Raw genomic sequence first — 21845 nt, 5'->3', positions numbered from 1 at the left:
CCGAAACAGCGTCCACAACTCGTCCGGCACCAACCGCTCCACCAGATCAGTCATGCACGGCTCAACGAGTGATCACGCCATTAGAAACGGTGTCTAAGCCGAGATGAGCTGGAACTGGGGCAGGTTCGCTCGGTGCAGAAGGTGAAGCCGAGAGCGTTGAAGATTCTGCTGACGCGGGCCGGTCTGTGACCCGACTGTAGAACGTCAACGGCATGGTGGCCTACCAGGGTTCCGACTCCAGCAAGGCAGGCTTCGTGTGAGGTAGAAATGCTTCTTCAGCGCGGGTGTTCAGGGCCGTGAGTTCGTTTGACGCGCGGTCGATCCAGAAGACGAATGCCTTTGCTGTGTCCGCGAATTCTGCTGCTGGTCGAGTGATACCGGCTGTCGTGATCACGATGAGTCGCTTGGGCACGTTCTCACCGGCTGCGGCGGCCAGGCCGTTCAGCTGCTGAACCTCTGAAGTGGAAAGGTTCTTCGCTCGGCTGTGCCACACGAAGTGGAACGTTTCCGATCGGATGGGGAGTTCATCGTCGCCCTCTTCGAGGTCTCCGAAGCCGAGCCTCGACAACTGTTCGAGAACCCTGTGGGCGTCGTTCTGGGGGTCGGGCGAACGTTCCGAAATCTTTGGTGCGGAGGCCATGACGGGTTGGCCGAGATCGGTGTCGAAGTCGTCAAGTGACTCAAGCACAACAGATTCGACCGTGAACAGGGTGGGAGCTTGCCATGCGGACCGCTGCTCGCTGAAAGTCCCCCTCCGGCGGCCGGCCGGATGATTCGGCGCCTTCACGTTCCAGGCTTTTGGGCCCTTTCCGAGCACGTCAGCGATCTCCGCCACCGAGGCGTCCTCGCGATGCACCCCCGGTACGGGCAATGTTCTGCGCCGCAGGTTCCAGCCTAGATCGATACGTTCCCACGCTCCGCGTTCCGGGAGATAGGCATCGACCACCCAGCCAAGGGCGGGCTTCAGTGAGACGCGGACGAACGCGTCGGGGAGCTCGACCTCGACGAAGGAACCGTCACGTCCGCTGAGGATGTCGAGCTTCGCCGAGCCGCGGGGGCCACGCGGGAAATAGCCGTTGCTGGCCATCACGCGGCGCACCCGCAGCCCCCGGGCGTCCAAAAGGTCAGCCAGCTCGGTCATGTCCGACGGCTCGCTCTCGTTCCAACACCACGGCGAGGGAACCGGTACGTCTGCGAGGCGCGCCGACGCCACGGCGTGCAGGGCATCGACGAGCACCGCGTCGGGCGTGTACAACGGCCAGACGGACGGTTCAGCGTCTGCTATCGGATCCAGCAGGGCCCAGACCTGCGTGGATCCGATGCGTACCTGGATCAAGGCGACCGAGCGTTGGTCGGGCAAGATGACTTTCAGAGGCGTCAGGCGATGCATGTGGTCAAGATGGACCCGGTCGGCCAGTTCGGGATGACGGTCGCGCAGAGACTGTTCCAGAATCTTGAAGTGCAGGTGCACGCTCAGGAGGGCGACCATGTCACGGGGCGGGAAAGGCAAGAGGCGCACTCCTGTTGAGCATTGGCTTGGCCAGCGACGCTGTGATCCGTTGACGGAGGATAGGTCTACTGGAGGTCATCGCTCAAAGGCTTGGCTGTCTTCAAGTGCGTTGGCGGCTGGATTGGGCGGATAGCGCATTTGGTCGCTCGCCGTGCTGGTCGATCTCTGCCCAGACGGTCTTGCCGGAGGGCGGGCGGGGGTCCGTTCCCCAGCGGTCGGCCAGTACGTCGACGAGGAGGAGACCACGACCCGACTCGGCGTCCGCGGCTCGTTCCGGAGGGATCGCCGGACGGCACTCGCCCCGGGTGTCGCTCACCGCGATGCGCAGGGTCCCGGCCGCGTTGTCCAGCGTCAGCGCCAGCAGGAAGTCACGCCCCTGGACGCGGCCGTGCAGTGCCGCGTTCGTCGCCAGCTCCGCGACGACGTGTTCGGCCCGCTCGATGATTCCGGGTGACATCTCCCAGGCGATCAGGCGCTCCATGGCCAGGAGGCGGGCGAGGCGGGCGCCGCGACGCGTGGAGGAGAGTTGCTGCGCGAACGTGAAGACGGTGTCGGTGAGCTGGGGAGTGGCGGCGTTCATGGGGCCACCGTGACGGGCGTGCGGGTGCGTGCGCCAGGAGCACGGCCCGTACGCTACGTCAGCGTACGGGCACGTTCGGTGGACAGTACGGGGCTCTCGCCGTCACTGTGGGTGCTGTCGATCGCGGGGACGCGGCACGGTACGTACGCACCTGGAGGTGGCCGCGTATGACGGACAGCGGTGACGGGACGGCTTGCGACTGGGAACGCGAGCCCGATCCCTCCGACAGTCTGCGAACCTTCGGGGCCGTCGTCCAGGCACTGCGCGAACACGCCGGACTCAGCCGGGTGGACTTCGGGGCGCGGGTCCGGTTCTCCAAACACACCGTGGAGTCGGTGGAGTTGGGGCGCCGCATGCCTGACGAGTCGTTCGTGGAACGGGCGGAGGAGGCGCTGGGGAACACGGGGGCGTTGCGGAAGGCGGCGGGGCATCTGACGCGGGGCGAGGCGGGGTTGGCGGCCTGGTTCCGGCGGTGGGCTCGGCTGGAGAAGGTGGCGGTGAGCCTGTGTACGTACGAGTGCCGGCTGGTGCCGGGGCTGTTGCAGTCGGAGGGGTACGCGCGGGCGGTGTTCGACAACAGCGTTCCGCCGCTGTCGGACGGGCAGTTGGAGGCGCAGGTTGTTGCGAGGCTGGAACGGCAGAAGGCATTGTACGAGCGGCCGAATGTACCGTTCAGCTTCATCGTCGAGGAGCATCTGTTCCGGCGTCGACTTGGCGGACGCGAGGTGACGCGAGGGTTGCTTGATCACGTGCTCGAACTGACCGGGCAGCGCAACGTCACGCTTCAAGTCATGCCGTTGGACGCTGAGTTTCATGCTTGTTTGGACGGACCGGTACGTCTTCTGGAAACTCCGGAGCGGCGACGACTTGGATACTCCGAAGGGCAGCAGAACGGTCGGCTGATCATAGACGCAAAAGAGGTGAGCCTCCTCTACCAGTGCTATGACACACTGCGCTCGCAGGCCCTCAACCCCAAAGACTCGCGGGGTCTGCTGGAGCGACTGCGAGGAGAGCTATGAGCACGATGGAACTCGCCTGGTTCAAGTCCAGCTACAGCGGTACCCAAGGTGACGACTGCGTGGAGGTCGCGGTCACCGAACAGGCCGTCCACGTAAGGGACTCCAAGGACGTGACCCGCCCTCGCTTCGCCGTCGGGCGTGAGGAGTGGTCGCGGTTCGTGGGGTTCGCGGCGGGGACCTGAGCCGCGTTCGTCCCGGCGGTCGCATCGCCACGTTCACCGCCGGGACATCGGGTCAGTGGAGGTCGGGTCCACCTGCCTCGACTATCTCGTCGAGCAGGCTGATCTCCTCGTCGGCGTCGTCCGGGACGTCCTGGCCGGTGTCGGTGAACAGTCCGGATACCTCCTCGTCAGCAAGATGCGGGTACTTCTCCAAGAGGAACCGCCGCTGGTAAGCCATCTCGGCAGCGTCGACAATCCCTTCCAGAGTGGTCCAGTTGAGGGTGCCTCCGAGGACGATCCCGACTGCGGGTACGGCCTTGCCGAGCCCCTTCTTGGTGAGGCGGAAGCCGAACGCCTTCGCGAACTGCTGGGAAACCTTGGTGACAACCGCGTCGTTCAGGATCTCCCACGTCTTGCCGCGGAAGAGTGCTTGGGTGAGGCGTGAGATGTCCGCCATCGCAGCGTTCTTGGCGGTGGCGGAACTTGCTGTCCCGACGTTGACGACAGACATCACGAAGAGCTTCTCGGCGGGATTTTCGGGGTCGTATCCGTAGAACAGCGAGACCTGGCCGACGGCGCGGGAGGCGAGTCCGAGGACGACTGCGGTATCGGCGACGAAGGCACCGGTGATCGCGCCTCCCGAAGGAGCCGCCGCAGCGCCGGCGGAGGCGGCGATGACGAGCTCTCCTCCAGAGATCACCAGCCCCGCACCGGCTCCCGAGAGTGCCGCTGCGGCCGGGTAGTACCAGCTCGCGGCCCGTCCGCGGACCGCGTGGACCTGTTCGAGATCGAGATGCCGCAGGTCTGCGAGTGATGCGACGTCGTGCCCGCGCTTCTTGTGGAGCGCTACCACGCGCTTGGAGGAGAGGCCCGCGCGCGAGGCCCGCCCCACCGTCTGCCGTATGGACTGAACGGCAGTGCCGCTCCACTCAGGGAGGACATCGGCGGCTCCGCGCGCCCCGGCGCCGACCTTTTGAGCACCCTTGGCGACGAACTTCTGTCCACGTGAAACCGCCGACTTGGCCCGTGGGTGGTTCTCCAGTTGCTTTGCGGCACGTTTGCCGAATTCCGCGACACCGTTGGCTACTTGCTCGCCAGCGTTCCTCATCGCTCGTGACAGTGGGCGGCCCTTGAACTGCTGGACGGCCTGCCATGCCGCGAGCTCGTAATCCGAGGGAAGTCGATCGGGCTGCTGCGGATACTGCGGGTTGCTCATGGTCCCCCCCTGGGGCGTGGATGGTGATGCACGAGTGGGTGACTCGGCAGGTCAGGTCGTCGAGAGCTGTCAGGCAGGGTGACGGGGGCCGTGGCCTGGAGGTGGCGTGAGGGTGGAGGTGTAGTTCTCGCCGTCCACCAGGGGGTTTTCGAGGGTGAGTCCGGCCTCTGCCATGCGGTCGTACTCGGCGAGGATCAGTTCCTTGGTGCGGTACGAGCCGTACTTGGCCTCGTCCTTGCGGCGGACGATGGGGAAGGTGTCGAGGATGTAGTCGACGTCCTCTCGGGGGATGCCGTAGAGGTGGAAGAAGACGGCGTCGAGTTCAGCGCGGATTCGCTGGCGGCGATCTTGGTCCCAGCGGAAGGGGGTGCCAGTGTCCCCGAGGTAGGTGGCGAAGCCGTTCATGTCCTCGGCTGTATAAGTAAGTTCTAGGACACGCGGTGAGATGAAAGGCTCGTGAGGACCGACCTGGGCAGGGTCGATCACTGGCAGCTGGTACGCGGTGAAGAACCTGAGGTGGGTACCTCCAACCTTCTGTCGCGCAGCGAAATCCAGTACGAATGATGACAGACCTGCGAGTAGGCCGCTCAAGGGCCCTTGGAATGGAAGCATCAGCAATGTGCCGTCAGGTGTCGCTGCACGAGGGAAGATCGCAGGGATCATTGTCCGCTCATCTGTGGCGCGGCAGATATCCCGCCAACCCAGGAGGAAGGAGTGTTGCCAACCTTTCTCGGCAAGACGTCCGCGGACACCAAGGACTGGGACATCCTCGCCGTTCTTATCGAACTTGCCCGACTGCGTTTCCTCCTCCGCCACCCAGTATCGGGGTAGGACCAAGGCTTCGCTGTCATCCTTCTCCTCCGGCACGAAGGACCGGGTGTCGCCCTCAGGCTCGTACGTGGCCCACCGGTGGTCGTATTGGTGGAGCATCTTCGCCTCGTAGAGGGGGAGCATCCGTGCCCTGCCCTTGGTGAACATGTTGCCCTCAAGCGTCCAGCCAGAGGATTCGAGATCCTGGCGGGGGTGCATGAGTGCCGAGTCGTGCCCCATGTCGTACATCCGTAGGAACGATGTGCGCCACGGGTTGCCCCCTGGGGCTCCTTCTTTCCAGAGCACGGGAATTCGCCGGTACATCCTCAACGTGATCTCGGCGTCCCGGCGAGATCTAAAGATCGGAAGCGTTCCAGTGTTGGGGTTGAGGAGGCCGATTTCCTCCGGCGTCAGCACGAACGCCTTCTCTACGTCGTCCAGTTCGGCTGGATTGTGGAGGAAGAATGCGAACCGCGCCACAGGCTCGCGCAGGGAACGGCCTGTGAGGGACAGAATGCTGAACTTCATCCGAGAGTCAACGGCGGGGAATAGGCCAGCGCGGTTTTCGAAGTCGTACAGCGCCGCAATGGACCCGTTCTGCACCAGATCCTTGAAGAAGTACTGCGTCCGTGCATCCGTAGCGATCCCCGTCGGGACGATGACGCCTGCACGCCCTTTTGGTGCGAGCAGAATGTGGTCCGTCTCCGTGAACACGGCGTACGTGTTCAAGTTCCCCTGACCTGTCAACGGCACTCGCCCCGACCTCCGCAGGAAGTGGCTCTCGGCGTACACCTTCCGCTTGCCTGCCTCGAACTCCTGGTACAGCGGCAGGGTGTCAGGAGAGTCCTTGAGCGCCTCGATCATCTTCTTGCGCACGGACGTGCGGGATGCGTCGGTGATCTCTGGCGCCCGCTGGGCGAAGAACTCCTGCTCGCGGAAGTCCACGCTGTCCCACGGCGGGTTACCCACCACGGAGTCGAAGCCGCCCGCCCAGCCCGTTGCAGGGGACACTCCCTGGCCGCTCTCCGGAACGGAAAAGACCTCGGGAAACTCCAAGTGCCAGTGGAAGAAGGTGTACTGATCGCGCAGACGCTCGATCTCGGTGCTGGTCTCCGCGGTGACGCCCCCGCCACTCGGATTCTCCAGCGCCTTGAAGACCGAGTGAGTCACCGCGCGCGGAGCCTCCGGCGTCTTGAGCCACACGAACGCCGCGCACCAGGCGTCGGCGACACGCCGGGCACGCTGGTAGGCCGAGGAGCCGGCCCACTTCTCGTAAGCCTCCTCCTGACGGCGTACGTCGGTCAGCTCCTCGGCCTGAGCCAGGGTGATGGACCGGAGCCCACTGGCGAAGACGGTGTTGGTGACCTGGACTGCCTCGTTGCCGAGGTCGAAGAGGCTGCCCTGTCCGACCCGCTCCTGCTGGTTGATTTTCTCCAGCGCCTTGGCGTGCTTCTTGTCGTCGCCCTCGGTGGCGATGAAGGCGTCGTCGGGAATGCCGTCCCGTAGCAGCTTTGGTGTCGTCCCGATCAACCCGTTGCCGTGCTTCACGTGGGCGTCCAGGAAGCCGAGCGGCTTGCCCGGCTCCAACGCCTCCAGCCACAGAGATACCTTGGCCAGCTCCACAGCCATCGGGTTGAGATCCACGCCGTAGATACAGCGAGCGACGACCTCGTGCAACGCATGCCGCACCGCATCCAGCGTCGGCTCGGGGTTCCGCTCCCGTACAGCCGCCACCTGCTTGGCGATACGCCTGGCCGATGCCACCAGGAAGTGGCCGGAGCCGCAAGCCGGATCGCACACAGTCAGAGACAGCAGCGCGTCCACGATCGAGTCAGCCGGGTCGGTCACACCGGACCTTGCCGCCGCTTCCTCGCCCCGCTTCACAGCGTCCTGTATCACCGGGTCCAGAGTCGAGTCCAGCAAGCACTCAATGAGGGAGGACGGGGTGTAGTAACTGCCCGTTGTCTTGCGGGTGTTGCCCGCGACCTCGACCAGCGTGAACGTGCGGTCGGCGGTGTTGTGCTTCGGCTCCAGCTCCAGCAAGGACTCGTAGACAGAGCCCAGTTCCTCCGCGTCCAGGTGGCGGTAATCCACGGCCCGCCAGCGGCCGGAGCTGCCGTCCCGCACCTGCGACAGGTGCCGCACGGCCGTCAGCAGCGCCTCGTTGGACAGCTTCAGGCCGCGCAGCGGGGCGTCAGCATCAGTGTCGTTGAACAGGCCGCCGAGGCCCGGTAGACCCAGCTCGGGGCGGCCCCCCTCGTCACCGAGGGCGTCGAGGACGATGCGCAGGGCCTCGTACAAGTCACCGTGAGCCGTACCCCGCCGCTTCCTCGCGTGCGCCCGCAGCCGTGCGGACGAGAAGTACGCCTCGTACCGCTCACGTGCCTGTGCATCCGCCTTCGGCGACAGCAGCGCGTCGCGGTCCTCGGCGACGAAGACGAACAACAGCCGGTAGACGAGCCGCAGTAGTGCCGCCTGTAGGGGCTTCGGGCGGACGTCCTCCCGTAGCGTCGTGTTCTCCGGGTGCCGCAGGAAGCCCGTACCCAGCGCGGTGATCGCGTCCTGGACGCCCTTGCGGAGCTGGTCCAGGGCACGGGTGCCGGAGGCGATGGCCTCCGTGCGCCACTTCTCCAGTCGGCACGTGGACGGCGGAGCGCCCTCCGCGACCTCGAACCGCGACACATGCAGCACCCGGTACAGCAGCACGAACTCGCTGAACAGTTCGCCGTCGAAGATCGATTCCAGATCGAACTCGACGTACGAGGCCGTGGCCAGCGCGCTGGAGTCGCGCAGCAGGCGGACCTGACGGCCGTTCGTGAGGACGCCCCACAGGTGGGCCTCCGTGCGGTTCAGGCACTCCTGGAGCATCGACTGCGGCGGGACCGTGCCGGCGCCACCGGGGCGCTTGTCGAGGTCGGCGTTCCAGGCCGTCTGGTGGATGAGGGCGTGGCGCCAACGGTGGGAGACCGGGAACTTCTTCTCCGCGTCCGAGTCGGCGGCGATACCGGCCGAGCCGACCTCTGCCAGTGGTCCGAAGCCGAGCTCTCGCCAGAGCGGGGCCATCCAGTCGGCCCCGGCGCGACCCGTCGGGTCGGCGGCGGGCACGCCCGTCTCCCGGTCCTCGGGCAGGTGCTTGCGCAGCTCGCGCCAGAGCGGCTTCAGGTACTCCCAGCTGCGCTCGGCCTCGTCACGTACCGAGCGGGAGGACGGCAGACCGTAGTCGGCCGGCTTCGAGCCGGGGACGTCCTTGCCCTCGGAGATCCGTACCAGCATGTCGGCGGGCAGCAGCCCCCCGACCGTGTGGACGGCGGTGAACACCTGGTGGCGGGTGGTGGCGGACATCAGGCGGACACTCCAGGAGCAGCGGCCGGGGCGGCGGCGGGAACGAAGGGCAGGTAGACGTAGGCGCCGAGGATGTCGGCGGGCTTCTGCACGGTGACGGACAGGCCGCGGACGATCTCGCCGGACGCCTGGCGTACCCGGCGGTGCGAGGCGTCGAGTTCGGCGGCCAGCTCCTCGCCGTAGGTCTCCAGATGGCCGGTGATATCGGCGAGCTGGGGCAGGAGACGGCTCATCGTGCGCTCGGCGTAGTGCCGGTCCGTGCTCTCGGCCGCCGTCGCGTCGAGCAGCGCGCGCGCCCCCTCCGGCGACAGCCACTCCGCCTTCCTCGGGGAGCCCTCGAAGGCGATCAGTCGGGCGTCCTCCGCGACCACCTGCTTCTCGCCACTGCGTGAGGGCAGCGTGAGGTGGAAGCGGTAGCGGACCAGGAGCAGGGTGGTGAGGGTGCCGACCGCGTCCGTGGTGACCACGCCGCAGCGGCGGGCCGGGCGGGCGCCGTCCGCCTGGGTGTCCAGGGCGGCGTTCAGGACGTGGGACGCGAGGGCTCCCACGACCGGGTCCGTCCGTACGAGAGCGGCCTCCCCCCTGGCCACCGCCGGGTCCGCGCGGAACGGGATCGGGCGGTCCTTCTCGATCACCTCCGCGCCGACCGTCGGCGCGAGCGCGTCGCGCAGGCCGACGGGCGTGCCGCCCACCTGGGCCGTGAAGTCCTCGCCGTCGCCGCGGAGCACGGCGTTGAGGGCGCCCAGCGACTCCCGTACGAACGTGTCGATCTCGCCCGCGCCGCCCAGCGCCTCTCGGATCGAGGCGACCTCGCGGGCCACCTCCTGCGGGTGCACGGAACGCTGGGCGAACCGCGAACGCGAGGCCTTCTCGCGCTCGGCCGCCGAGTTCCAGTCGCTGTCCAGCTTCTCCGTGCTCACCTTGAACGCGTCCGCGCTGAACAGGGCGTCCTGGTCGTCGCGGCCGCGCATCAGCAGCCACTCGACGATCGCGTCCGTGACGCCCGTCGACAGCTCGTCGGGTACGGAGACGGAGATGCCGAGGTCCTTCTTGATCTGGCGGTGCTTCTTGATGAGGACTTCGAGGACCTTGCCGTCGATGCCGTTGTCGTCGCCGTACAGGGTGATGACACGGACCTGGTCCTTGCGCTGGCCGTAACGGTCGACGCGGCCCTCGCGCTGGTCGTGGCGGGTCGGGTTCCAGGCCAGGTCGTAGTGGACGACGGCGTCGAAGTGGTGCTGGAGGTTCACGCCCTCCGACAGGCAGTCCGTCGCGATCAGGACGCGGCGGGCGGCGGCGTCCTCGCCGGCCTCCTCGGCGAGCTTCTCGATGCGCTCGATGCGCTGCTGCGGGGAGAGCGTGCCGGTGACCGCCTTCACGACGGTCTTGGCGCCCAGCGGGCCACGCTTGCCCGACTCCTTGTTGTTCTCCAGCTGGGCGGCGAGGTACTCGGCCGTCGGGATGTAGCGGCAGAACACGATCGGGTTGTGGCCGTCCGCGAGGAGCGCCTTGAGGTGCTTGATCAGTGCCTTGAGCTTCAGGTCCTTGTCCGGACCCTCCAGCTGCTCGGCGATGTCGGCGAGTTCCGCGAGGTACGGCCGGCGCTCCTCGGCCGTCTCCGCGCCCGGCGCGACGTCCATGCCCTCCATCGCGTCGCTGTCGGCCGCGTCGCTGTTGAGGGGTGCGCCCAGCTTGTCGGCCTCCTCCGCCGACGCGGCGATCGCCGCCGCCGAGCGGGTGCGCAGCGTCTGCGCGGCGGCACGAGGGGACGACACCAGTGAGCGGAGCAGTGCGATCGCCGACCACCAGGCGATACGCGCCTCACGCCTGCCCTGGGTGCCGGCCTCCTCGACACGCTCACTCGCGTACGCGATCGCGTCGTCGAGCAGGGCCCGGTACTCGGGCGACAGCTTGTACGTCTCGTCCTTGAAGTAGCGGTCCGAGGGGAACGCGGTCCGCTCCGCGAGGGAGTCGTCGCTGAGGCCGTCCTCCTTGGTGAGGTACTGGCGTACGTCCGCCCGCTTGCGCGCCACGAAGTGCTGCGCGAGGAGCTTCCTGCCGGTCTCCGACTCCAGGTTCACATGGGCCAGTTCGGGCTTGACCAGGCCGAGGAGGTTGCGGAACGCGGATTCCTTGCCGCTGTGCGGGGTCGCCGTCACGAGCAGCAGGTGGCGGTTCTCGTCCTGCGAGACGCGGCGCAGCAGCTCGTAGCGGAGCTGGTTCTGCGAAGCCGTCGACGTGTCGTCGGCGACCACACAGGTGTGCGCCTCGTCGACGATGACCAGGTCGGGGCAGTGGCGTACGAAGTCGTCGCGGTGGCGCGGGGACTTGATGAAGTCCGTCGAGACGATGACGTGCGGGTACTTGTCGAAGAGGGACTGGCCCAGGTCCAGGCCCCGTTCCAGGCGTGAGACCGTCGAGGAGAGGACCAGCTCCGCGTCGATGCCGAACTTCGTGCGCAGCTCCTGCTGCCACTGCTCGGCGAGCGCGGGGGAGCAGAGCACCGCCAGGCCCGTCGCCTCGCCCTGCGCGAGGAGTTCGCTCGCCACCAGGCCGGCCTCGATCGTCTTGCCGATGCCGACGTCGTCGGAGATCAGCATGCGGACCGTCTTCTGGCGCAGTGCCATGAGGAGCGGCACGAGCTGGTACGCGCGGGGCTCCACCGCGATCCCGGCCAGCGAGCGGAACGGGCCCGCGCCGGAGCGGAAGCCGACCCGCAGCGCCGTGCGCAGCAGACCCGCCGCCCGCTGGTCGCCGAGGTCGCTCGGCTCCGGCGGCGCGAACTTCGCCTCGTCGACCGTCTCGAACGCGGGGAACACGGCGGCGATGTCGTCGTCCGAGCCGCCCAGCGGACGCAGCACGAGCAGATCGGGCTTGCTCTCGGGGAGCACCACCCATTCGCGGCCGCGGGCCTTCACCAGGGAACCGGCGGAGTACGTGAGTGCCATGTGAGTCTTCGAGTCCTCTGGGTGAGCGGTCAGTTGGCGGCTGAAGAGCCGAAGTAGCGGTCGTTGGCCGCGGCGATGGAGTCCCAGTCGGCGCCGTGCGGGAAGCGGATGACGTCCCAGCGGGCGTTGAACAGGCGGTCCTCGGCGTCCTCGTCCCGAGAGGTGTCCTGCTCCATGTCCGGCGCGTCCACGAAGACCGCCACGTTCACTCCGGGCAGGCGGTACACGTAGTCGGGAGTCGCCATGGCCTCGGTGAGGAACGAGCCCGGTTCGTCCGGCAGCCGCAGGCCCCGTGCCTTCGCCCAGCCCAGGAAGTCGCCCTGAGCGGCCAGTTCGGCCGCCGACACCTGGGCTGTCGACGCCTCGACCGGCGTCGGCTCCGCGGGGGATACCTGGTCGAGCAGTCGCCGGTACTGCTCCGAACGGGACTCGCCGCGCGACTCCCGCTGGGCCGTCGCCGTCGCGAGCCGCACCAGCAGGTCCCGCACCGAGTGCCGGTTGATGAAGGCGTGGTTGAGCTGGTTGCCGTACGTCAGGAGGCACTCGTAGCAGCCGAGCGCGCACGGCCGGTCCGGGTGCGGGCCGCCCAGGTCGTTGCCGGCCTCGTCGAAGTGGCAGATGTCGAGGGCGCGCACGGCCGCCTTGGCCAACGCGTCGGTCTCCGCCTGGAGGCGGCGCAGCACACCCGCGCCGCCCTCCGCCGCCTCCGTGAACAGGATGCGGTTGCGGGGGCCGTCGTCCGGCGGCAGCAGCTCGCTGGACAGCTCGGCGTCCTCCAGCTCGAACGCGGCCTCGATGCCCCGCTCCAGGGCGTACATCAAGGAGAGCGCCACCGGCTCCGGCAGGGCCTCGTCGAGGGTGACGACCAGGATGTTGCGGCGGTCCTCCACGTACGGGATGACCCGCTTCTTGCGGCGCCGCTCGTTGCCGTCCGTGTCGATCACGGGCAGCTCGCTGGAGTCCCCGGACGCCTCGGAGGCGTCCTTGTCGTTCATCCAGCGTCCGTCCGCGAGATCCAGCCAGTAGCCGGCCGGCTCGTCGCTCTTGGCCCGCACCCGGCCGGTGTTGGTGATCCGGACGGTCGCCGAGTCGCCGTACGCGACGTCGGCGAGCGGCGCGCCCGAGGCGTCGGTGACCGCCGCGTTCAGACGGCCCTTGCGAGTGCCGTGATCCTGGAAGCGGTACGACGTCTCCAGCTTGAAGCCGGCGCGGCGCCGCTCCTCCTCGTCGGACGAGATCCGCTCACGGCGGGTCGTGTACACGGTGTGCAGGTGCAGTAGGCCGTACGTCGCCGAGCCCAGCGGCTCGTTGCACATGGCGCAGCGGTCCTCGAGCTGCTCCGGGTCGTGGTGGTAGCCGCACTGCGCGCAGCGACGGGCCTCGCTGGTCGCCAGCTCGCCCGAGGAGTCCGGCGGCAGCTGGATGCGGGTCACCTGGTAGCGGGCGCCCTCGTGGTAGATCAGCGCACCCGGCCCGAACTCGCGGATCGCGAGGAAGCGGGGACGCTGGAGGTAGTCGCCGTCCCCGCGGCGGCGGCCGATGGTCGGGATGTAGGCGGCGAGCGGGAGCCGCGGGAAGCTGTAGCCGGGCAGGAAGCCCTCGGACGCCAGGTAGCGGTACGGGTTGAAGTCGGAGAGGACCGACTTGCTGTCGACGCTCTCGTTCATCAGCAGGTTCAGCTGGGTCTCGGCCTCACGGCGACGGGCGTTGGCACGGATGCGGTCACCCTCGGTGAGGCTGTAGTCGAGGCGGCGCCTGTTCTGGATGTACTGGTCGTCGAGTGCGGAGCGGAACAGCTGCCGCCACCGGTCGAAGGCCCGGTCGAAGCGCTTCGGTACGGTCCGCACACGGTCCTGGATCCAGTCGTCGTGCCACCACGTGGTGTCGGCGAAGTCGGGCAGCAGCGGGCCGAGGACACGCAGGGCCGCGTCGACCGTGCGGCGCTGGGCGCTCTCGTCGAGAGAGGCCGCGAGGATGTCGGGCAGCAGCTCCAGAGCGGGGTTCGGGCGCTCACCCGTCTCCGGGTACGACACGTCGAGCACCTCGGGCACGGCGCGGCCCAGCTTCAGGCCGGCCTCCGCGATCCAGATGCCCTGGAGGTGGGAGAGCACCAGGTCCTCGTTGGCGAGATCCAGGCGCGGCGGAGCTACCGCGCCCGCCACCATGCGCTCCGAACGGCGGAAGTAGTACTGGTCGTGGCTGTTGCCCGTGGCGCAGTACGTGGTGACGAGGGCGGGCTGGCCGCTGCGGCCCGCGCGGCCCGAGCGCTGCGCGTAGTTCGCGGGGGTGGGCGGCACGTTGCGCATCATCACCGCGTTGAGCTGGGAGATGTCGACGCCCAGCTCCATCGTCGGGGAGCAGTACAGCAGCTTCAGTTCGGCCTTGCGGAAGGCTTCTTCGCGCTGCTCCCGCTCCTCGGGCGAGACCTGTGCGGTGTGCTCGCGCGCGAACAGGCCGGACAGGGCGCCTGCCGCGTCCCGGTACAGGTCGCGGAAGAAGGTGTTGACGCGCGGACCGTCGCCGCTCTGGTAGGTGCGTGTGAGCGGGTCGTGCGTACCTCGCTCGCCCTTGCCCGCATTCCAGATGAGGGACTGTGCGGCCACGCGGTAGCCGGTCGCGGCCGGGGCCGAGGACCTGCGGTAGCGCCCCGCACGCTGCGGAGCCTCCGTCACCTCCTTCACCAGGCCGGCCTTGGCCAAAACCTTCAGCAACTCCTCGATGACCAGCTGGAGATCGGCCGGGTCGAGCTTCTTGAACGAGGTGTCCGCGCGTCCCAGGTACTTGCCGAACTTGCCGCGGGCCGAGAGGAACAGGGCCGAGCGGTCCATGCCGGGGCGGGAGGGGTGCGGATAGGCGGTGCCGACCTTCGGCTTGTCCGCGGCGGACAGCACCCACGGGTCTATCAGCCGTTCCTCGCTCGCCCGCTGGAGCGAGTCGAAGTCGTCACGGAAGTACGAGACGTCGATGGCGAGCGAGCGGCGCATCTCGTTGAGCAGCGCCTTCATGATCTCGGCCCGCAGCGCCGGGTCGGCGTCACGCAGCGCCTCGTGCGTGCCCGCCCACCGGTCCTGCTTGGCCGCCACCCAGTCCAGGTCCTCGTAGCCGATCTCCAGCAGACCGGTCTGCTCCAGGTTCGGCATCGTGATGCGCCAGCCGCGCTCCAGGTCCAGATACAGCCGGAACGCGATCACGTCGCGGAGCGTCTTGGCGGCGTTACGGGCGAGGGAGGGCGGCAGATCACTCTCACCCGTGTAGTCGGCCGGCTCGATGGCGAGCGCACTCGCCACCGCCGAGGCCAGTTCCTCGTGATGGACGCCGTCCTCACCCGCGTCCAGCGCCGCCCGGTACAGGGCGCCGCGCAACTGAGTGATCTGCACGAAGTCGTTGAAGTGCCCCGCCTGGAGGGACGCGTCCTGCCGGTTGTCGACGAACGTGAGGAGCTTGCGCGCCTCCTTGTCGAGGACTTCCTCCGGCACCGACTTCAGCGACCGCACCACCGACGCCGAGATCAGCGAGGTCGCGGAGGAGCGGCCCTCCTGGTCGAGCGTCGCCAGCTTCGCGAAGTCCCGGCCGCGCGTCTGCTCGTAGGCGACACCGCAGTGCAGACAGAAGAGGAACGGCGAGGGGATGAACGCGGCCTGGAGTTCGCCGCTCCCTTCACGGCCGAGCGGGTCCACCGTGACGGCGCGCGGCACACGGTCGCGGTAGGACTTCTTCACGACCTCCTGCCCCTTGTCGTCCAACTCCAGCCAGGACTCGGGCAGACGGCGGTCGTCCACGGCGTACTGGACGTTGGACGGCCACGCCCGCTCGTGGTCGACGTACAGATAGCCGTCGCCCTGACGTCCGCCCGTCGCGGACGTGTCCCGGCGGGCCTCGTACCGGACGTCACCGTCCTTCTCCGTGCGCCACACGGTCAGATACTCCTGGCCGCACTCCCGGCAGAACGCCAGAGGCATCAGCAACTTGCCGTTGCTTCCCGGCTGTTCGAGCTGGTACGAGCGGGTGAGATGGCGCGAGAGCTTGTCCTCCAAGGTGACGTACACGGTGTCGCCCTTGGAGAGGAACTGGTGCAGCCGGAACGCGAACAGCGGCCGCTCGGTCACCGGGTGGCGAGCTTGGGAACCGGCCTCCAGGGTGGCGCGGATCGCGGCGGCGCACTGTTCCTCGGCGACCCCGGACTGCTCGTGCAGCTCCTTCGCCGCCACCTCGATCTTCGTGGGCTGCTGGCGGACCAGCCGCCCCGTGGCCGCGTCGGTGGCCAGGCCGAAGCGCGATTCGATCCAGCGGGCCAACGGGTCGCGTACGAGGTCGTCGTAGGCGCGAGGAGCGGCCGGGGAGCTGAGGCGCTCGGCGGGAACGGCGTCAGGTGATGCGTGGGTCGCGCGGACCAGCGTCTCGCCGATGACGTGTTCGGGGCGCACCGGTGTACCGAACAGGGTGCTCGCCACCGTGGCCACGACCTTCTTCTGGTCGTCGAGCGTGCCCTCCGTCGACATGGTGGCGGAGGTACCGATGCACTGGAGGTCCTGCGCCTGGCAGGCCTCGCGGACCCGGCGGATCAGCAGGGCGACGTCGGCGCCCTGACGGCCGCGATAGGTGTGCAGCTCGTCGAAGACGAGGAACTCGAGCCCCCGCGCCATCTTGATGAGGCTCGCCCGGTCGGCGGGGCGGGTCAGCATCAGTTCGAGCATGACGTAGTTGGTGAGCAGGATGTCCGGCGGGTTGTCCCGGATCTCCTTGCGCTTCTCGTCGTCCTCCTGGCCCGTGTACCGCGCGAAGGTGACCGGCTCGCGCCCCGCGCCGTAACCGTCGCGCAGGTACTTCTCCAGCTCCTTGAGCTGGCTGTTGGCGAGCGCGTTCATCGGGTAGACGATGATCGCCCGTACCCGCTTCTCGGCCTTGGGGCCCTCGGCGTCGCGGTCGTGGAGCACCTTGTTCACGATCGGCACGATGTAGGCGAGCGACTTGCCGGAACCGGTACCCGTCGTCAGCACGTACGAGGCACGCGACTCGGCGGCGTCGATGGCCTCGCGCTGATGCCGGTGGAGCGTCAGCGGACGACCGTCGGGAACCGTGCCGCCCTCGGTCTTCTTCGCCTGGAAGATACGGGCGCACTCGTCGTGAAGGACCTTCTGGCCGGCGAGTTCGACCACCGTGCCGCCGCCCTGGAAGAACGGGTTCAGCGACAGCCACGGGTCGGGCCACTGCGACTTGTTGTTGAGGTCGTCCTCGACGAACGCCGAGACGCGGTCGTCACGGATGACGGTGCCGCCCTCGGTGAAGGAGCGGTAGTCCTTGATGAGCGTGCGGTGGACACCGAAGACGTCCATGCCCGCGCCGGAGGCGGTGGGAGACACCGGCTTCGGCGACGGGGTGACCGGCTGTGCGGCTGTATGGGCGGCAGGGCTGCGGAGAGGGCGGGTCGGATCCAATGCGCTCCAGTGCGGCAGCGGCGAGGTGTCACCGTCCTGTCCGGCCAGGGGGAGGAGCGCGTCACGTACGGCCGCGGCGTCGGCGGGACGGGCTGCCGGGTCCTTGGCGAGGAGACGGTCGACGAGCCGGACGAGCTCGGTGGGAATCCCGCTCCGGATGAGGGTGACGGGTGTCGGCTCTTCGCGTGTGTGCTTGGCGGCCAGCTCGAACGGGGACTCGCTCGTGAACGGGGGTACGCCCACGAGCATCTCGTAGAGCACGCAGCCCAGCGCGTACAGATCGGCGGCCTGCGTGACCTGCTTGGCCTCGAACTGCTCCGGAGCCATGTAGCGGGCGGTGCCGACACTGACGCCCGTGCTGGTCAGCCGGGCCTCGTCCGGGTCGTCCACGATGCGGCCCATACCGAAGTCGAGGACCTTGACGATGCCGCCCTGCGTCAGCATGACGTTGGCGGGCTTGAGATCGCGGTGGACGACACCGGCGGCGTGCGCGGCGGCCAGACCGGAGGCGATCTGGGCGGCGATCGCCGCGGCCCAGGCGATGGGGAGCTGCCGCTCCTCCTCGACGAGATCGCGCAGCGTCTCGCCGTCCAGGAGTTCCATGGCGAGGTAGGGCAGGCCATCGTGGTCCTCCGCCACCCCGCCGTCGACGATCCGGGTGAGATTGGGGTCGTCGAGGCGACGCATGATGCGCACTTCACGGGCGAAGCGTTCGGCGGCCTTGGGGTCCGCGGCGGTGTCGATCCGGCCACCCGTGCGACGGCGCAGGATGGTCTTGACGGCGACCGTGCGCTCGACGGTCCCCTCAGCGGCCTGGAGATCCTCGGCCCGATGGACCTCTCCCATGTTGCCCTTGCCGATGACGCGCCCGATGCGGAACCTGCCGCCCAGCAGTTCCTGGCCCACCGCTGCTCCCCTCGCCCTCGCCGTCTCGCTTACCCGCACCCGCACCCGCGCGGGGTCCGTGCGGCGGAAGGTGCCCCCTGCACTCGTTGCCGCACCACTCATCGTGGCAGAGCGGGAGTGTGGTGGCCGCCACCGTACACGAGATGGCTGCTTGGAGATAGGTGTCAATCCGTTGACATTGTCAACGTGTCACAAATATGGTCACGATGTCATCGGGTAGGGGGTGGGGCGCATGAGGTACCGGTCCGTCGGAGGGCATGGCGCGCCGGAGGGTTCGTCCGGGCCCGACTCCGGGAGTGCGTCGGGGGTCGGTCCTCGGGGTGAGAGTGATCGCGGGCCGGGATTGAAGGCCGCTTTGGCGGAGCTCCTGGCCCGGCTTCGGCGTGCGGCGGTCGATGGCGCCGTGCCGGAATCCGCGTTCATGACGCACACTCGCGCGCTGGGGCTCGGTGACGTCGAGCGGGAGCGGCTGCGCGAGGAGCTGGCCAGGCTCGGGTTGCCCGTCCGGGGTGCGGTTGTGCATGCAGGGGGTGACAGCCTGGATGTGGAAAAGGTTGCACGAAATGGTGAAGAAAATGTGTGCGATTTCGTCTCGCCTTCCGGCGGTGCCGTCCGTGCCCTGCTGAACAGGTATGCCGACCCCGAGGGGTATGTGACCTCGCGCGCGGTGGACGGCGTGGCGCGGTTGGCAGGACTCGGCCCACGGGACACGGCTGCTCTGCGGGCGGGGGCCCGGATCCGTGGCGAGGCCGCCGCGTCGGCGGAGATGCTCGCGGAAGCCGGAAGCGTGATGGCCGGGACCGGTACGGCCGCCCCGGCAGCCGATGTCTTGAGGATGGATCTCGCTGATGTCGAGGGGTACGAGTCGGCGGGGCCCGCCGACGACGAGCCCTTCCCGTTGCCGGAAGCGGAGACCGGCGGGGGCGTCGGGGACCTCGTGGCAGCTGTGGCCGCCGCCATGGCCGTCCTTGAGGGCGACCGGTTTCGGCGACGGCCGGACACGCGTCTGCTGACCGCTGAGGCGGAGGTCGGACTTGCCGTGCTGGTCCGGGGCGGACCGGACCACGTGGCGGAGGAAGTCGACGACGAGACCCTGCGCCGCCTGCCTGCCGACGATCTCCGGATCCGCGCACGGGACTGCTTCGTCCTGCACAATCAGCGGCTCGTGCACAAGATGGTTCCCCGGTATCTGGATCAAGGTCTGGACTACGACGACCTGTTCCAGCACGGCGCGTTGGGGCTGATGCGGGCGGCGCGGAAGTTCGATCCGGCCAAGGGCTTCAAGTTCTCGACGTACGCGACCTGGTGGGTCCGTCAGTCGATCGTTCGGGGTATCGCGGACGAGGGCGCCGCCATCCGCGTTCCTGTCCATATGCACGAACAGATCCGCAAGGTGGCACTGGCGGAGCGCACCCTCGCGACGCAGGGGCGGCCCGCCGGAGTCGCCGACGTGGCTGTGTACTGCGACATGACCATGAAAAAGGTCGAGGAAGCCCGGAAGCTGAGCCGACGCACCGACTCCCTCGACCGCGTCATCGGTGACGGGGCCACCCTGGGCGACTTCATCGGCCGGGCGAATCCGCTGCCGCCGGTGGACAGAGGCGTACTGGACGCGTGTCTTCTGGAACAGGCGCTCGCGATCGTCGACACCTTCACCGAGCGTGAGGCCCGCATCCTTGTCCGGCGCCTCGGCCTGGACCGGGACGAACCCTCGACCCTCGATGAACTGGGGCGGGAGTTCGGGGTGACCCGGGAACGGATCCGGCAGATCGAGACCAAGGCCCTGGTCGCCTTCAGGGACCGGCTGAGGACGGCCGGCCTCACCGACGCGTACCGGTATGAGGACGGCGGGGAATCCGGACCTGAATCACCGGTCGACACCCCGTCACCTGGTGACGAGCTCGGCTCGCACGAGAAAGCCGGGTCCCTGAGGCAGGGCGCGGGGAAGAAGCGAGTGCGTGCCGTGCTGCCCACTCCCGCGCCACAGGAGGTTTCGCGGGAAGGCCATCCGCAGTCGGCTGAGGCGCCGGGGGCACCGGACGGTGAACGCCTTGGCCAGGACATGACGGCCGACCCCGAGGAGCACACCGCACACGGTGAGGAGGCGAAGGAATCTGCGGCGGAGACGCGGCCGGCGGTTCTCGCCGCTCCCGCACCTGCCCTGGAGGAGCAGGCGGACCTGCCCCACGAGGGGCGCCCGGATGCTTCCGGGCCGCTCATGACGCAGGCTTCTGGAGCAGCGGTCGCCGGGCCCGATGCCACGTCGGGTCCCGGGCAGGCGCAGAAGCCGTGTGCGGAGCCGACGGGGGAGACTGCGCCCGGGCGTTCGTATGCGGCGCAGGCCGTCACCGAGGCGAGTGGGGCTTCTGCGCCCGAACCGGCGGGAGTCTCCCCCCGGTACGCGGCGGACTGGCAGCGGGCGCTGCGGATGCAGGCCGGTCTCGATGAGGGAGTGGCGTGGCTCGCCGAGTACGCGCTGCTCGCGTTGGGGCATGCCCAACTCGCCGTTCTGCTCGGCTCGTCCTCGGCCGACAACGTCGTGCGTGCCGTGCGGGACAGGGCGGCACTCGACCGGCCTGTGATCATGGCCCTGGAGGTATTGAGGCGCGTGTTCGACACCGTGAAAGGGGTCGGGCTGCGGCCGGAGGACTTCTTCGAAAGGCCCGCCGAGGCACTGGTCGGCGTGGCCCCGTGCGCATATCTGGCCGCCAAGCCCTTGGTATTGAGTGAGTCGCGCCTTGCTGTGCGTGACTCGTTGCGGGAGTTCGTCGCAGAGGCGTCACGCGCGGCCCAGAGGGCCACTCCGGATGACATCCCGGCTCACGTGCCCGGCATGCCGCCGGAACCGTCGAAGGCGCTGCACGATGACCGACCCCGGTCCGCACGGGTGGATGGACCGCGTGGAGCCGACGAGGACCGGACGGGTACGCAGGTCAACGTTGAAGTGGTGACCGTCATGGGGCAGTCCGTGGCCTCCGCGGAGGACAGACCTCTGACCTCGGACGGCCGTACCCCGGAGGAGGCACCCCCGACCGGGACCGCGCACCGGGGCGGCGGGTGGGACAAGGCGAAGGCGGACGACGACTCCGAGCAGCGTCTCAACGACGTACGCCGTGAATACGAAGCCGAACTGACGCGGGTACGGGACGAAGCCCGACGGAACCTCGCCGAGGCCCGGCAGGCCGCCGAAGCCCGACGCATCGCCGCCCTCGCGGACACCGAACAGCAGCTCGACGCTCTGGAAGAGACGTTGCTGCACCGAATGGACAAGGCTCTGCTCCGCAGGGAGCGGTACCTCCTGGCACGGACCGAGGAGCGGATCGCCCGTCTCGGGGGCGATCACCGCGAGGAGCAGCGGGTCTTGGCCGAACGGGCCGAAACCGCTCTGCAAAGGGAACGCGCGGCACGGACGGCCCTGGCCGCCGCCGTCGAGCGAGGCGTCCGGGCCGAGCAGCGCGCGAACGAGGCCGAGCAAATCGCCGGTACGGCCGAGCGGCGCGCGAACGACGCGGAGGAACGGGCCGGCGCGGCGGAAGAGCGCGCAGAAGTGTTGTACAAGCGGGCGAACGACTCCCAGCGGCGGGCGGAGGAGACAGCCCAGCGGCTACGGCGTTACCGCGAGGAAGGGGAGATCCGTATCTCTGACCTGGAGCACCGGCTGGGGCAGGCGGAAGACCTGCTCGCCGAACGCGACAGGGCACTGCACGCTGCCAGGTGGCAGGCGGCCGGCCAAGTGGAGGCGGCCGAACAGCGGGCCGCGGCGCGGATCGCCCAGAGCGAGCACGACGCCTGGGCCCGTATCACCGAGCTGGAGAAGCAGCTCGCCGACGAACGTGAAGCCTCTGCCAACCGCTCCACTCTCCGGGACCGCTGGCGCCGGTCCTGACCTCGCCCCGCACGCCGTGCGCTCGGCCCACC

At 68.5% G+C, this 21845-nt stretch carries 9 protein-coding genes; 3 read left to right on the top strand and 6 right to left on the bottom strand.

Annotated features, from left to right (window positions below):
• Window positions 1–220: 220 nt before the first annotated feature.
• Window positions 221–1471, bottom strand: a complete 1251-nt coding sequence (locus ACFW6B_RS31800; RefSeq protein WP_386601466.1) for a hypothetical protein — start codon at window positions 1469–1471, stop codon at window positions 221–223.
• A 139-nt stretch (window positions 1472–1610) separates the two neighbouring features.
• The gene (locus ACFW6B_RS31795) at window positions 1611–2090 is read right to left on the bottom strand and encodes an ATP-binding protein (RefSeq protein ID WP_386601465.1); all 480 of its coding nucleotides are present in this window, start codon (window positions 2088–2090) and stop codon (window positions 1611–1613) included.
• A gap of 167 nt (window positions 2091–2257) precedes the next feature.
• On the opposite strand from ACFW6B_RS31795, the gene ACFW6B_RS31790 reads away from it, so the two are divergent.
• Entirely contained in the window at window positions 2258–3109 is an 852-nt protein-coding gene (locus tag ACFW6B_RS31790; RefSeq protein WP_386601463.1) for a Scr1 family TA system antitoxin-like transcriptional regulator, read from the top strand.
• On the top strand, window positions 3106–3291 hold the full coding sequence (locus ACFW6B_RS31785; protein WP_386601461.1) for a DUF397 domain-containing protein: 186 nt from the start codon (window positions 3106–3108) through the stop codon (window positions 3289–3291). Before ACFW6B_RS31790 ends, ACFW6B_RS31785 begins: the two co-directional genes overlap by 4 nt.
• A 52-nt stretch (window positions 3292–3343) precedes the next feature.
• Here ACFW6B_RS31785 and ACFW6B_RS31780 read toward each other — a convergent pair whose 3' ends face one another.
• The 4 genes from ACFW6B_RS31780 to ACFW6B_RS31765 form a co-directional block, all read right to left on the bottom strand.
• Window positions 3344–4486 (bottom strand): EcsC family protein, encoded by a 1143-nt coding sequence (locus tag ACFW6B_RS31780; protein WP_386601458.1) that lies wholly within the window; start codon window positions 4484–4486, stop codon window positions 3344–3346.
• 69 nt (window positions 4487–4555) lie between these two features.
• On the bottom strand, window positions 4556–8638 hold the full coding sequence (locus tag ACFW6B_RS31775) for an Eco57I restriction-modification methylase domain-containing protein (RefSeq protein WP_386601456.1): 4083 nt from the start codon (window positions 8636–8638) through the stop codon (window positions 4556–4558).
• Window positions 8638–11586 (bottom strand): helicase-related protein, encoded by a 2949-nt coding sequence (locus ACFW6B_RS31770; protein ID WP_386601454.1) that lies wholly within the window; start codon window positions 11584–11586, stop codon window positions 8638–8640. The genes ACFW6B_RS31775 and ACFW6B_RS31770 overlap by 1 nt, the downstream gene beginning before the upstream one ends.
• A gap of 29 nt (window positions 11587–11615) precedes the next feature.
• Window positions 11616–17867: a protein kinase gene (locus ACFW6B_RS31765; protein WP_386601470.1), complete on the bottom strand. Its 6252-nt coding sequence runs from the start codon at window positions 17865–17867 to the stop codon at window positions 11616–11618.
• An 895-nt stretch (window positions 17868–18762) separates the two neighbouring features.
• On the opposite strand from ACFW6B_RS31765, the gene ACFW6B_RS31760 reads away from it, so the two are divergent.
• Entirely contained in the window at window positions 18763–21813 is a 3051-nt protein-coding gene (locus ACFW6B_RS31760) for a sigma-70 family RNA polymerase sigma factor (protein WP_386601452.1), read from the top strand.
• The last annotated feature ends 32 nt before the right edge of the window (window positions 21814–21845 follow it).

The organism is Streptomyces sp. NPDC058751 (assembly GCF_042746485.1).
In the GTDB taxonomy this organism is placed as follows: Bacteria; Actinomycetota; Actinomycetes; order Streptomycetales; family Streptomycetaceae; genus Streptomyces.
The sequence above is the reverse complement of the archived record's forward strand: the minus strand, read 5'-3'. Positions and strand labels throughout refer to the sequence as shown.

Coding starts and splice junctions, on each gene's coding strand:
- ACFW6B_RS31795 (WP_386601465.1), bottom strand. CDS start 2,090: ATGAACGCCGCCACTCCCCAGCTCACCGACACCGTCTTCACGTTCGCG.
- ACFW6B_RS31790 (WP_386601463.1), top strand. CDS start 2,258: ATGACGGACAGCGGTGACGGGACGGCTTGCGACTGGGAACGCGAGCCC.
- ACFW6B_RS31785 (WP_386601461.1), top strand. CDS start 3,106: ATGAGCACGATGGAACTCGCCTGGTTCAAGTCCAGCTACAGCGGTACC.
- ACFW6B_RS31780 (WP_386601458.1), bottom strand. CDS start 4,486: ATGAGCAACCCGCAGTATCCGCAGCAGCCCGATCGACTTCCCTCGGAT.
- ACFW6B_RS31775 (WP_386601456.1), bottom strand. CDS start 8,638: ATGTCCGCCACCACCCGCCACCAGGTGTTCACCGCCGTCCACACGGTC.
- ACFW6B_RS31770 (WP_386601454.1), bottom strand. CDS start 11,586: ATGGCACTCACGTACTCCGCCGGTTCCCTGGTGAAGGCCCGCGGCCGC.
- ACFW6B_RS31765 (WP_386601470.1), bottom strand. CDS start 17,867: ATGGGAGAGGTCCATCGGGCCGAGGATCTCCAGGCCGCTGAGGGGACC.
- ACFW6B_RS31760 (WP_386601452.1), top strand. CDS start 18,763: ATGGATCTCGCTGATGTCGAGGGGTACGAGTCGGCGGGGCCCGCCGAC.